Raw genomic sequence first — 12,631 nt, 5'->3', positions numbered from 1 at the left:
CTCACAGCCCGTTCCCGGGACCGTCGGCGGTCTGTTCGTCCTCGGGGCCTTCGGCCGTCAGCTCGTGACCGAGACTCACCGCGAGCCGCCGCACCAGGTCGTACGCCGCGTCCGGGATCACCGTGCCCGGCGGGAACACGGCCGCCGCCCCCATCTCCAGGAGCGTCGGCACGTCCTGCGGGGGAATGACGCCCCCCACGACGATCATGATGTCCTCGCGGCCCTCGGCGGCGAGCTCCTCGCGCAGCGCGGGCACCAGCGTCAGATGCCCGGCCGCCAGCGAGGACACGCCCACGATGTGCACGTCCGCCTCGACGGCCTGCCGCGCCACCTCCCCGGGCGTCTGGAACAGCGGGCCGACGTCGACGTCGAAGCCCAGGTCGGCGAAGGCCGTCGCGATGACTTTCTGGCCGCGGTCATGGCCGTCCTGGCCCATCTTGGCGACCAGGATGCGCGGACGGCGCCCCTCGGCCTCCTCGAAGGACTTCACCAGCGCGCGGGTGCGCGCCACGGACGGCGACGGGCCTGCTTCGGTGCGGTACACACCCGAGATCGTACGGATCTGGCCCGCGTGCCGCCCGTACGCCTTCTCCAGGGCGTCCGAGATCTCCCCGACCGTGGCCTTCGCACGGGCCGCGTCCACGGCGAGCGCCAGGAGGTTGCCCTCGAGGCCGGTGCCGGAGCCGCGCTCGGCGGCGGCCGTCAGCTTGGCCAGCGCGTCCTGGCAGACCGCTTCGTCGCGCTCGGCGCGCAGCCGCCGCAGCTTCTCGATCTGCTGCGTGCGCACCGAGGAGTTGTCGACCTTCAGGACCTCGATCTGCTCGTCGCTGTCCACGCGGTACTTGTTCACACCGATCACCGGCTGGCGGCCCGAGTCGATCCGCGCCTGCGTCCGCGCCGCGGCCTCCTCGACGCGCAGCTTCGGAATGCCCGCGTCGATGGCCTGCGCCATGCCGCCCGCGGCCTCGACCTCCTGGATGTGCTGCCAGGTGCGGCGCGCCAGGTCGTAGGTCAGCCGCTCCACGTAGGCGCTGCCGCCCCACGGGTCGATGACGCGACAGGTCCCCGACTCCTGCTGGATGAGCAGCTGCGTGTTGCGCGCGATACGGGCCGAGAAGTCCGTGGGCAGCGCCAGCGCCTCGTCGAGGGCGTTGGTGTGCAGCGACTGGGTGTGGCCCTGCGTGGCGGCCATCGCCTCCACACACGTACGCGTCACGTTGTTGAACACGTCCTGCGCGGTCAGCGACCAGCCCGAGGTCTGCGAATGCGTGCGCAGAGACAGCGACTTGGGGTTCTGCGGGTCGAACTGCTTGACCAGCTTGGCCCACAGCAGACGCGCCGCCCGCAACTTGGCGACCTCCATGAAGAAGTTCATGCCGATCGCCCAGAAGAACGAGAGCCGCGGCGCGAACGCGTCCACGTCCAGGCCCGCCTCCCGCCCCGCCCGCAGATACTCCACACCGTCCGCGAGCGTGTACGCCAGCTCCAGATCGGCCGTCGCCCCGGCCTCCTGGATGTGATAGCCGGAGATCGAGATGGAGTTGTAGCGCGGCATCTTCTGCGAGGTGTACGCGAAGATGTCGGAGATGATCCGCATGGAGGGCTTGGGCGGATAGATGTAGGTGTTGCGGACCATGAACTCCTTGAGGATGTCGTTCTGAATGGTCCCCGCCAGCTTCTCCGGCGGCACGCCCTGCTCCTCGGCGGCGACGATGTACAGCGCGAGCACCGGGAGCACCGCGCCGTTCATCGTCATCGACACGGTCATCCGGTCCAGCGGAATGCCGTCGAACAGCTGACGCATGTCGTAGATCGAGTCGATGGCCACGCCCGCCATGCCGACGTCACCGGTCACCCGCGGGTGATCGCTGTCGTAGCCGCGGTGCGTGGGCAGGTCGAAGGCCACCGAGAGGCCCTTCTGCCCGGCGGCCAGATTGCGGCGGTAGAAGGCGTTGGACTCCTCGGCGGTGGAGAAGCCCGCGTACTGGCGGATCGTCCACGGCTGGTTCACGTACATCGTCGGATACGGCCCGCGCAGATACGGCGCCACACCCGGATACGTGCCCAGGAAGTCCAGGCCCTCCACGTCCGCGCCGGTGTACAGCGGCTTGACCGCGATGCCCTCCGGCGTCTCCCAGAGCAGGTCGTCCGCGTCCTTGCCGGTGACCGCCTCGACGGCGGCGCGCCACTGCCCGGCGGAGCCCTGCGGCGGCGCACCCGCCCCCAGGCCGATGCCGGAGAAGTCGGGGATCGTCATGGCGCCACTCCCATGAGGTCGAGGGTGGAGGACAGCACGGCCACGGCGTCACAGCCGGCGAAGACGTACGCGTCGATGTTCTCGCCGTACTCGCCGGGCCGCCCCGCGAGGAACACGTGCCGGGCGCCCGCCGCCTTCAGCGCGGCCGCGACGGCCGCCGCCTCCTCGGCGTACAGCGCGTCGCTCGAACACAGACAGGCGACCGTCGCCCCGCTGGCCAGGAACGCGTCGGCGGCGGAGTCGGCCGTCACCGACACCGGGTCGTGGACCGGCTCGACACCGCCCGCCTGGAAGAGGTTCGCGGCGAACGAGGCGCGCGCCGTGTGCGCGGCCGCCGGGCCGAGCGCGGCCAGGAACACCTTCGGCCGGGCGCCGGTCGCCGCCAGATGGGCGTCCGAGCGGGACCGCAGCGCCTCGTACGCCTCGTCGCGGCGCACCCGCGGCAGACCGCCCGTCGGCCCCGCGGGCGCGGGCTCGCGCTCGACCGGCTTCTCGCCGAGGTGCGGGAACTCGCTGACGCCGGTGATCGGCTCGCGCCGCTTGGCGAGCTTGCGGCTGCGCTCGGCCCAGGTCGCCGCGAGGCGCTCGCCGAGCAGACCCGAGCGCAGGGCCGCCGCCTGGCCGCCCGCCCGCTCGATCTCCTGGAAGAACGCCCAGGCCGCGTCGGCCAGTTCGGCGGTCAGCCGCTCCACGTACCAGGAGCCGCCCGCCGGGTCGATGACCCGTGACAGATGCGACTCCTCAAGGAGGATCGTCGAGGTGTTGCGGGCGATCCGGCGCGCGAACGCGTCCGGCCGGCCCAGGGCGTGGTCGAAGGGCAGGACCGTGACCGCGTCGGCGCCGCCCACCCCGGCGGCCAGGCTGGCCACCGTCGTCCGCAGCATGTTCACCCACGGGTCGCGGCGGGCCATCATCACCGGGGACGTCACCGCGTGCTGCCGCTGGGCGCCCGCGCCCGCGTCGCCGCACGCCTCGGCCACCCGGGCCCACAGCTGCCGCGCCGCCCGCAGCTTGGCGATGGTCAGGAACTGGTCGGCGGTGGCCGCGTAGCGGAACTCCAGCTGCGCGCACGCCTCTTGGAGCGACAGGCCCGCGTCCGTCAGGAGCCGCAGATACGCGACACCCGTCGCGAGCGAGGCGCCGAGCTCCTGCGCGGCCGAGCCGCCCGCCTCGTGGTACGGCAGCGCGTCCACGACCAGGGCCCGCAGACCGCCGTACTCACGGCCGAGGAGCCGCGCGAGCTCCACGGCGGCGTCCGCGCCCAACTCCTCACCCGTACGCGCCTCGTACCCCAGCGGGTCGGCGCCGAGCGTGCCGCGCGCCGCGCTCTTGGCGACGCCCGCCGCGTCCACGAGCCCGAGGAAGGCCCGCGCCGCCGACTCGTACGCCGCACCGGCGTCCAGGGCGACCGGGGCCAGGTCCAGATACACGCCGTCGAGCGCCCGCTCCAGGCCGGACACGGGCAGCGCGTCCGGGTCGAGGGTCAGCCACAGCGAGGTGACGCCGTTCTCCAGGTCGGCGAGGACCGCTTCGTTCGTGCTACCGGGGTCGCTCGTCGCGTGCCGCTGGCGCACGTCCCAGCCGGTGGCGGCGGCGCCCGCGGCGCAGCCGCCCCGCACGAAGGGGGCGAAGCCCGGGTGGCCCACGTCGGCCACGGCGTCACGGGCGGTGTACAGCGGGCGGGTGCTGAGCCCGTCCTCTAGCGCGGTGGACAGCGCTTCCTCGGCCGCCGCCCCCGATACGTCCTTGCCCGACTTGCGCAGTACGCCTTCCACCAGGCGCTGCCACTGCTCATGGGTCGCATCAGGGAATTCGGCGGCCAGCGAAAGCCCGTCGTCAGGCAGGACCGTCATGCGTCGATGCTAGGGCGGAAACAGCACCTGATGCCGAGGCTCGGCTGTGACCTTGGACTCTTTGGATGCTCTTGAACTCGGGCGGCGTGAACGCTATTGCTGCACGTCACAGAAGGGGCATCAGGGGTGATGTGGGGTTCGGGAGGGGTTTGCCCAATGCCGCCGATTGAGGTAGAGGGGACCCGGTGGCGAACCGCGTGTACTCGCTCTCGAGCCGGAAGCCCGTCGTCCAGGCGAGGAGGCGGCTCGGGCGGTTGTCGCGTGCACAGGACCAGCTCGCGGTGCGGCCGCGCGCCGCGATGTCCGCCGTGAGCGCCGTCACGCAGGCGTGGGCGAGCCCCCTGCGGCGGTGCTCGGGGGCGGTGGCGACGGCCACGTCCTCGTACGCCGCGCCCGCGAAGTAGGAGCAGGCCACGGAGAGGACCCGGCCGCCGCGGTCGAAGGCGGCGACCGCGCGCCCGCAGGCGGCGAGCCCCTCGGCGCCGCCCCAACTGTCGTGGATCCAGTCGGAACCGGGCCACCCCGCCGCCAGCGCGGCCGCGTCGCCCGCCGCCAGCGGGCGGACCCGCACCCCGCGCGGCGGGCGCGTGGCGGCCACCGGCTCCCGGTGGACGTACACCATCCGCTCGACGGGCACCAGGCGTTCGAACGCGGCACCGAGCACGGGCAGGAAGCGCAGCGGGGCATCGACGTGCCCGGCCGCGAACGGCGCCAGCCCCGCGGCCGTCACCGCGCGCGGGTCGCCGCGCAGCACGACGTGCCCGGCACAGGTCACCGCGAGTGCGCGCGGCGCCTCGGCACGGTCCGCCCACCACTGCCCGGCGCCGTGCGCCAGGACGTGTTCGGGCAGGGCGGCGGTCCCGGGCGCCCCGACGGCGAACCAGTCGGAGAGCGCGGGAAGTTGACGCGGCTCGAGCGGGATCACGGAAGCCGACCTCCAGGGGTGTCAACAAGCGATCGAGAGGATAGAGGGCGCACGCGAAGGGACGCGCCCGGCCGTGAGGCGCCCGGCCGTGAGGCGCCCGGCCGTGATGCGCCTGGCCGTGATGCGCCTGGCCGTGACGCGCCTGGCCGTGACGCGCCCGGCCGTGACGCGCCCGGCCGTGACGCGCCCGGCCGTGACGCGCCCGGCCGTGACGCGCCCGGCCCGGCCGCACGGACAGCGGCCGGGCCGGGCGCGGGAACCGGCGGCTCCGTCAGGAGGCGTGGCCGACCAGCACGTCGGCCAGCTTGCTGAGGCGCCTGACCGTGCGGTCGTCGCGGGCGGCCGCGGCCGGCTCCACCCGCTCGGCACGGTCGTAGTACGCGCCGTTGACGATCTCGACGGCCGGGTCGCACAGACGCACCACGTGGGCGGCGCCCTCGGCGGCGGTCGTGCCCTCGTGCGCGTACAGCGCCAGCAGCGCCGTGTCGCACACGCCCGGGTGCACGGACACCGCGGTCACGCGCGGATCGGCGGCGAAGACGGTGAGCGCGAGCTGCGACTGGGCGTAGGCGGCCAGGCGCGCGTAGCGGCGGAGGCGCTGGGGGTCGCTCCACTGGATCGACGCCGTGCGGTGCAGCGACGAGGAGACATTGACGACGCGGCCGCCCGGATCGCTGGTGAGCGCGGGTTCCAGGAGGCTGGTCAGGAGGTAGTGCGCGAGGAAGTTCACCTGGAAGGCGATCTCGTTGCCGTCGGCGGTGACCGTGTGCCGCTCGGGCGCCGCGATGCCCGCGTTGTTCACCAGGATGTCCAGACGCGGGTGCTCGGCCACGACGCGCCGCGCGAGCTCCTCGACCTCCTCCAGACGCGTGAAGTCGGCGGCGACGGCGTTAGGGCGCGCCGCGCCGGCGCGGGCCGAGGCGGCGAGCGCGTCGACGGCGGCCCGCGCCTCGTCGCCGGTACGGCCGTGCACCAGCACGGTGACGCCGCGCTCGGCCAGCAGGCGGGCGGTCTCGAAGCCGATGCCGGAGGTGGCTCCGGTCACGAGCGCGGTACGGCCGGACAGTGAGGCAGAAGACATGACTGTGTTCCTGTGTCGGGGCATGCCGGGGCGGCCCCCGGCGGGGGCGGGCATGCGGGTGGGGAGCTGTGACCCGCGAAGGAGGCCGGTGAATCCGTGAAGGGGCCGTGCACGCTCGTCAGGAGCGCCGGGTCACGGCGGGAAGGGCGCCAACGGGTGTCGGCGGTGGTGGTGAGTGCCGCGGATACGGCGGATACGGCGGGCGTGGCGGGCGCAGCGGATGCGGCGGATGCGGTGCGGGTTGAGCGCCCCGTCAGGAGAACGGGCGCGCGACCGGCACCACCGTATGAGGCGGCCGGTCGTCATGGCGCGCGAAGCTGTTCACGATCCTCATCCAACTGGCCCCTGAGCTGGCCTTCAAGCCGTCCCTGCGGTCCTTGACGGGCCCCTGATACGTGCCGCGCCTCCCCTGGGCACGGCCCGCCCCTCAGGCGTCAAGACCGCGTCAAGAGGCCCTGATGACACATCAGGAGAGCGTCAACAAGAACAGGAACCTCCGGAACCGGCCCAAGACTGATCACTGCGGGGGGACGGACGAACGGACCCCGGTGCGGGATCGGAGGCCGTGTGACGACGACCACCGCCGACAGCGCACCCATCCTGATACGGGGGTAACGGGGGTCGGGGCGGGTGCGCCCCGCAGCGGGCATCCCTCGTCCGTCCAAGCGGACGTCCCGGGTCGCGGCCACGAGGGGGCCGGGGCCCGGGACGTTTTCGTGTCCCCCTCCTCATCGCTGGCTCCCTTGGGCCTCCAGCCGTCGTTGCTCACAGTGGCTGTTCGTTGTGACTCTCGGAAACGGATGGGGCACATCGGTTTGACGAGGCGCCACGCGGATACGCGACCCGCCAGATCGCCCACCGACCCGATGTGACGCATGACGAGCGAGCCGACCGCCGACAGGGGAGTGAGGATGAGCGACCGAGGCCAGAACAAGACGGGCCCCTTGCGGGACGACGAGCTGAAGAGGGAGCTACGCGGGCAACTCCCCAGCGGCCACGAAACCCGTGCGCGCGAGGAGCGGGCCCTGGAACCCTCCGGCGAGGACCAGCCCGCCGTCGACCCGATGCCCGTACCGCCACGGCCGGGCTCGACACCACCCGGAGTGACCCCGAGGGAAGTGGAACTGCGCGGCGAACTGGCCCGCCATCTCAGCCGCCGTGCCTACCCCCTCCACCGCGACGAACTGGTGCGGACCCTGCGCGACCACCACGCGCCGGACCGCCTCGTCGACCTCGCGGCACGACTCCCCGACGACCGGCCCTACGCCAGCGCCCAGGACATCGCCCGAGGACTCGCCGACGGCTGAGGACATGTAAGAGACGCGTCAACGCCGTTGGGCCCGCCGTATGAGAGACATCAAGAGCAACGGCGAACGCGCTGGTGGGCGCTTTGCTGAACGGGACCGCACTAATTTCTGTGGGCCCGTTCCGCTGCGGCCGCGTACGGTCGCGGGCAGGGTCCGCCCGCACTGTCAGGAGGCGGCACACGATGACCCGGGTGCTGGTGGTCGAGGACGACCCACAGCTCGTACGGGCTCTGGAGATCAACCTCAAGGCGCGTATGTACGAGGTGGACGCGGCGGTCGACGGGGGCACGGCCCAGCGTCTGGCGTCGGCGCGGCCGCCGGACGTGGTCCTCCTTGATCTCGGACTGCCCGACATGGACGGCATCGATCTGATCGGCTGGCTGCGCGGATTCAGCCGCGCCCCGATCCTCGTCGTATCCGCCCGCCAGGCCTCCGACGAGAAGGTCGCGGCGCTCGACGCGGGCGCCGACGACTACATACCCAAACCCTTCAGCATGGACGAACTCCTCGCCCGGCTGCGGGCCGCGGCCCGCAGGACCCGGCCCGCCGACCACGAACAGACCCCGGCCCTCGTCGAGACGCCGGGCTTCACCCTCGACCTCCTGGCCAAGAAGGCCTTGCGCGACGGCCACGTCGTACGCCTCACCCCGACCGAGTGGCACTTCCTCGAAGTCCTGATCCGCCACCGCGGCCGCCTCGTCAGCCAACAGCAACTGCTCGGCGAGGTATGGGGACCCTCGCACAGCACACGCACTAACTACCTGCGCGTGTACATGGCCCAGCTGCGCCGCAAGCTGGAGCCGGACCCGGCCCATCCACGGCACCTGATCACCGCGCCGGGCATGGGCTACCGGTTCGAAGAGTGACGGCTTCGAGCGGTGACAGTTCGAACGGTGACGGCTTCGAGCGTGACAGCTTGAGCAGGGACAGCGGGGCGGGCCCGCGGCGGGGCCGGGCGTCACCCACGCCCGGCCCCGTTCACCCGTTCCGGGCCTGCCGACCGGGGGGCGCGTCAGCAGAGTGTCAGCGTGCGCCCCTTTACCGTCAACGGCACGTCATGGACAGTCGGTTGACACCCCGTGCCGGGCATAACGTCACCATGTGCCCGCTGCCCGGCACCGGGCCCCCGGCGCCCCGCACCGACCGAGGCCGCGGCGCCCGACCGACCCACGAGAGCCTCGCCCGAGGCTGCTCAAGGAGGAACCATGACCCAGCCCCTGGTGTGCGGCGAAGACCCCGAGCCTGCCGAACGGGGCCCGGCCGGACCCCTTTTCGTCCCCGTCCGGCCGGGACCCGCGGGCTGTATCGCCCGCCTGTTCCGCACACCCGTCGGCGGCCGGACCGCCGTCGCCTTCACCACCGAGCAGCGGCTGGCCGCCACCCTCGGCGCCCGCCAGCCCTGGATCCGCCTCGCCGAACCGGCGCTGCGCGCCCTCACCGAACCACTGGGCGTCACCGGCGTCACCGTCGACCCGCGGCTCACCTCCGATACACCAGCCACCCCCGTGCCGCCGGTCACCGTGCCGTCCGTCGCCGCCTCTTCCGCCCACCGCCCCGCACGCCGACGGGAAGGGGACCCGCTGACCGCGGGCGCGCTGCGCGTCACCGGAGCCGCCGCCCTGGTCGGCGCGCTGACCGCCTGGATCGGCTGACACGGCCCGGTGACGATGTGAAGACGAGGCGAAACGAGGACCCCGCCATGACCCTTGCCGACCTGCCCGCGGCCCGCGACCACACCGCGCTCCCCACCCCGCCCGCACCACCGCCCCCGCCCCCCGCACACCTGGACGCCGACGACGACCTCACGGTCTGGCCGCACTCCACCACCCGCCTCCCGCACGGCGACCTGTCCGTCGGCGGCGTGGCACTCACCGACATAGCCGACCGCTTCGGCACTCCCGCCTACCTCCTGGACGAAGCCGACGTACGCGACCGCTGCCGCACCTATCTGCACGCCTTCCCCCACACCGACGTCCTGTACGCGGCCAAGGCCTTCCTGTGCCGCGCCATGGCGCACTGGGTCGCGGAAGAGGGACTCGGCCTCGACGTGTGCTCCGCCGGCGAGCTCGAACTCGCCGTCACCACCGGCTTCCCCGCCCACCGCATCGTCCTGCACGGCAACGCCAAGAGCCCGCAGGACCTGCACGCCGCCCTGCGGCTCGGCGTCGGACGCATCGTCATCGACAGCGCCTCGGAAATCGCCCGGCTCGCCTCGGCCGTGCCCCACGGCAGCCGCCAGAAGGTCCTCGTCCGCGTCGTACCAGGCATCGCCGCGGGCGGCCACAGCAAGATCCGCACCGGCACCGAGGACCAGAAGTTCGGCCTGTCCATCACCGACGGCTCCGCCCAGCACGCCATCGCCCGCATCCTCGACCAGCCCGGACTCGAACTGGTCGGCCTGCACTGCCACTTGGGCTCCCAGATCACCACGGACAAGCCCTACCTGTGCGCCGTGCGCCGCCTCGTCGGCCTGATGGCCCGCATCAAGGACCACCACGGCATCACCCTGCCCGAACTGGACCTCGGCGGCGGCCACGGCATCGCCTACCGCCCCGGCGAGGACGCACTCGACATCACCACCCTCGCCCGCAAGGTGCGCGCCGAACTCACCGAGAGCTGCGCGGCGGCCGGCCTCCCCGTGCCCCGCCTGATCGTCGAACCCGGCCGCGCCATCGCAGGACCCGCAGGCGTCGCCCTCTACCGCGTCCTGTCCGTGAAGCGCACCAGCGAACGGACCTTCGTCGCCGTCGACGGCGGCATGAGCGACAACCCACGCCCCGCCCTGTACGGAGTGCGCTACCTGCCCCGCCTCATCGGGCGCCGCTCCACCGCCGAACCCACCACCGTCACCGTCGTCGGCCGCCACTGCGAAGCCGGGGATGTCCTCGCCACCGACATCCAACTGCCCGGCGACACCCACCCCGGCGACCTGCTCGCCGTACCCGTCGCGGGCGCCTACCACCTGTCGATGGCCTCCGGCTACAACCTCGTCGGCCGCCCACCGGTCGTCGCCGTCGCAGACGGCCACGCCCGCCTCCTCGTACGCCGCGAGTCCCTGGAGGACATCCGCAGCCGAGACGTCGGCCTCTAGCCGCACCGAAGGCGGGCCGCCCCCCTCACGCCCCCTCAGGGGCGGCCCGCCAGCGGGTCCGCACCCCCCGCCCCCGGACAGCTCCCACACCTGCCACGCCCTCCACACCCGGACCTCACCCGGACGACTCCTCCACGCCCTCGACGGCCCCACCTCACGACCCCACGAAGCGCAGCACCGCCAACACCCGGCGGCTGTACCCGCTCGCCGAAGGCAACTCCAACTTGTCGAAGATCGCGTTCACATACTTCTCCACCGCGCTCTGCGACACGTGCAACTGCTCCGCGATCGCCGCGTTCGTATGCCCCTGCGCCATCTTGCCCAGCACCTCGCGCTCCCGGTCCGTCAACCGCGCCAGCGGATCCACCTGCCTGCTGAACGTCAGCAACTGACGCACGACTTCCGGGTCGAAGGCCGTCCGCCCCGCACCCACCCGGTCCAGGGCGTCCAAGAACTCGTCGACCTGCACCACCCGGTCCTTCAGGAGATAGCCCACGCCCTCCGTCGCCGTGGTCAACAAATCCGTGGCATACCGCCGCTCCACATACTGGGACAGCACCAGAACCCCCGTACCCGGCCAGGAACGGCGGATCTCCAGCGCCGCGCGCAGCCCCTCGTCCGTATGTGTCGGAGGCATCCGCACATCCACGACCGCCGCGTCCGGCGGATCGGCCGCGATCGCGTCGAGCAACGCCTGCGCGTCCCCCACGGACGCCGTCACCTCATGCCCCTCGTCCGCCAACAGCCGGGACAGCCCCTCGCGCAGCAGCGTCGAATCGTCGGCGATCATTACACGCATGGCAACTCCGCGGTGATGACAGTGGGACCCCCGGCCGGACTGGCCACACTGAACGTACCGTCGAGCGCGGCGACCCTCCGCGTCAGGCCCAACAGCCCACCGCCCGCCGGATCGGCACCACCCCGGCCGTCGTCCTCCACCCGCAGCCGCAACACCCCCTCCGCACCCCGCGCACGCACCGTGACCAGGCTGGCGCCCGAGTGCTTCACCGCATTCGTCACGGCCTCGGCCGCCACGAAGTAGGCGACGGCCTGAGCCGTGGGCGGCGGCGCGTCCCGCAGCTCACAGTCGAGGCGCACCGGGATCGCGGCCCGCTCCGCGACCGTCTCCAGAGCCGCCGCCAGCCCGCCCTCGTCCAACGCCGCCGGATACACCCGCCAGGCCACCTCCCGCAGCTCCACCAGCGCCTGCTGACTCTCCTCATGCGCCTGGCGCAGCAGCGCCGCCGACTTCTCCGCATCCGGCGTACGACGGGCCCGGCCCAGCAGCATGCCCAGCGCCACCAGACGCTGCTGCACGCCGTCGTGCAGATCGCGCTCGATACGGCGCCGCTCGTCGTGCACCGCCTCCACCACACCCGCGCGGCTCTCCGCCAGCTCCCCGATCCGGCGCTGCATGCGCTGACGGGCACTCGGCCCGAGGAAGTGCCGCGCGAGGCGCTCGTCCATCAGCGCCACCGCCCGTACCCCCTGAGCCGCCAGGAACAGCAGGAACATCCCACCAAAGCCCGAGACGCCCATGGTCATCGGCCATCTGCTCAGATCGACCGCGGCCCAGCCCCACAGCAGCAACGAGGCATAGCCCCCACCTATCAAGGCGCACACCAGGACCAGGCCGCCGAGCAGCCCCACCGGCCAGCGCGTGGCGACGAAGGCCAGCGCGGGCGCACCGCTCGTCGGCGGCGCTATCTCCGACCCGTACCACCTCGCCATCCGGCGCCGCTGCCCGGCGGCCCACCGGCGGGCGACCCGAGCGACCACGGCCGACTCGCCCCGGCCCGCGCCGGACCGCCCGAGCGTGAGCAGCAGCCAGAGGCCCGACGCCAAGGTGAGGACCAGCTCGACGATCGCGCTGAGGAATCCGAGCAACACGCCCACGGCGACGCGCAGTCGGCGCATGAAATAGCTCCGCATGATCAATCACGCTAGTCGAGCGCCGCGCTCCGCGGACTGCGGAAAACCGCACACCTCACTGAGGGACCCCACAGCCCCGCCCTACGGAGCCCCACAGCCCAACTCTGCGGCGCCCCCCATACCGCCCTGGCCTGCACATTCCGTAGCGTCGACGACATGATCCTCACAGCCGAGCACGCACTCCA

General features: G+C 72.8%; 10 protein-coding genes. 4 read left to right on the top strand and 6 right to left on the bottom strand.

Annotation, left to right across the window (positions count from 1 at the left end; all coding sequences use genetic code 11):
- Nucleotide 1 precedes the first annotated feature (1 nt).
- From scpA to C9F11_RS06515, 4 genes are all read right to left on the bottom strand, one after another.
- The gene (gene scpA / locus C9F11_RS06530) at nt 2–2,257 is read right to left on the bottom strand and encodes a methylmalonyl-CoA mutase (RefSeq protein WP_138958351.1); all 2,256 of its coding nucleotides are present in this window, start codon (nt 2,255–2,257) and stop codon (nt 2–4) included.
- Nucleotides 2,254–4,110, bottom strand: coding sequence for a methylmalonyl-CoA mutase family protein (locus C9F11_RS06525; protein ID WP_138958350.1), 1,857 nt, complete (start codon nt 4,108–4,110; stop codon nt 2,254–2,256). Before C9F11_RS06525 ends, scpA begins: the two co-directional genes overlap by 4 nt.
- 106 nt (nt 4,111–4,216) lie before the next feature.
- Entirely contained in the window at nt 4,217–5,035 is an 819-nt protein-coding gene (locus C9F11_RS06520) for a GNAT family N-acetyltransferase (RefSeq protein WP_138958349.1), read from the bottom strand.
- A 271-nt stretch (nt 5,036–5,306) separates the two neighbouring features.
- Complete coding sequence (locus C9F11_RS06515; protein ID WP_138958348.1) at nt 5,307–6,116, bottom strand: SDR family NAD(P)-dependent oxidoreductase; 810 nt, start codon at nt 6,114–6,116, stop codon at nt 5,307–5,309.
- Between the two features lie 911 nt (nt 6,117–7,027).
- Between C9F11_RS06515 and C9F11_RS06510 the strand changes: the two genes are divergently transcribed.
- From C9F11_RS06510 to lysA, 4 genes are all read left to right on the top strand, one after another.
- The gene (locus tag C9F11_RS06510) at nt 7,028–7,423 is read left to right on the top strand and encodes a DUF2795 domain-containing protein (protein ID WP_138958347.1); all 396 of its coding nucleotides are present in this window, start codon (nt 7,028–7,030) and stop codon (nt 7,421–7,423) included.
- A 182-nt stretch (nt 7,424–7,605) separates the two neighbouring features.
- Nucleotides 7,606–8,289, top strand: coding sequence for a response regulator transcription factor (locus C9F11_RS06505; RefSeq protein WP_138958346.1), 684 nt, complete (start codon nt 7,606–7,608; stop codon nt 8,287–8,289).
- A gap of 339 nt (nt 8,290–8,628) precedes the next feature.
- Nucleotides 8,629–9,075 carry an SAV_915 family protein gene (locus C9F11_RS06500; protein WP_138958345.1) on the top strand — a complete coding sequence of 149 codons (447 nt, stop codon included), beginning with the start codon at nt 8,629–8,631 and terminating at the stop codon, nt 9,073–9,075.
- A gap of 47 nt (nt 9,076–9,122) precedes the next feature.
- The gene (gene lysA, locus C9F11_RS06495) at nt 9,123–10,514 is read left to right on the top strand and encodes a diaminopimelate decarboxylase (protein ID WP_249401623.1); all 1,392 of its coding nucleotides are present in this window, start codon (nt 9,123–9,125) and stop codon (nt 10,512–10,514) included.
- A 154-nt stretch (nt 10,515–10,668) separates the two neighbouring features.
- Here the strand turns inward: lysA and C9F11_RS06490 are convergent, their stop codons facing one another.
- Both C9F11_RS06490 and C9F11_RS06485 read right to left on the bottom strand, forming a co-directional pair.
- Complete coding sequence (locus C9F11_RS06490) at nt 10,669–11,304, bottom strand: response regulator transcription factor (RefSeq protein ID WP_212767809.1); 636 nt, start codon at nt 11,302–11,304, stop codon at nt 10,669–10,671.
- Nucleotides 11,304–12,446, bottom strand: a complete 1,143-nt coding sequence (locus C9F11_RS06485) for a sensor histidine kinase (protein ID WP_138958343.1) — start codon at nt 12,444–12,446, stop codon at nt 11,304–11,306. The genes C9F11_RS06490 and C9F11_RS06485 overlap by 1 nt, the downstream gene beginning before the upstream one ends.
- Nucleotides 12,447–12,631 lie beyond the last annotated feature (185 nt).

This window comes from Streptomyces sp. YIM 121038 (genome assembly GCF_006088715.1).
Lineage (GTDB): Bacteria > Actinomycetota > Actinomycetes > Streptomycetales > Streptomycetaceae > Streptomyces.
Note: the sequence above shows the minus strand (reverse complement) of the source record. Positions and strands in the feature narration are given on the sequence as shown.

Excerpts from the sequence above, each read along its gene's own strand:
- C9F11_RS06510 (WP_138958347.1), top strand. The coding sequence starts at position 7,028 with ATGAGCGACCGAGGCCAGAACAAGACGGGCCCCTTGCGGGACGACGAG.
- C9F11_RS06515 (WP_138958348.1), bottom strand. The coding sequence starts at position 6,116 with ATGTCTTCTGCCTCACTGTCCGGCCGTACCGCGCTCGTGACCGGAGCC.
- C9F11_RS06500 (WP_138958345.1), top strand. The coding sequence starts at position 8,629 with ATGACCCAGCCCCTGGTGTGCGGCGAAGACCCCGAGCCTGCCGAACGG.
- C9F11_RS06490 (WP_212767809.1), bottom strand. The coding sequence starts at position 11,304 with ATGATCGCCGACGATTCGACGCTGCTGCGCGAGGGGCTGTCCCGGCTG.
- C9F11_RS06505 (WP_138958346.1), top strand. The coding sequence starts at position 7,606 with ATGACCCGGGTGCTGGTGGTCGAGGACGACCCACAGCTCGTACGGGCT.
- scpA (WP_138958351.1), bottom strand. The coding sequence starts at position 2,257 with ATGACGATCCCCGACTTCTCCGGCATCGGCCTGGGGGCGGGTGCGCCG.
- C9F11_RS06525 (WP_138958350.1), bottom strand. The coding sequence starts at position 4,110 with ATGACGGTCCTGCCTGACGACGGGCTTTCGCTGGCCGCCGAATTCCCT.
- lysA (WP_249401623.1), top strand. The coding sequence starts at position 9,123 with ATGACCCTTGCCGACCTGCCCGCGGCCCGCGACCACACCGCGCTCCCC.
- C9F11_RS06485 (WP_138958343.1), bottom strand. The coding sequence starts at position 12,446 with ATGCGGAGCTATTTCATGCGCCGACTGCGCGTCGCCGTGGGCGTGTTG.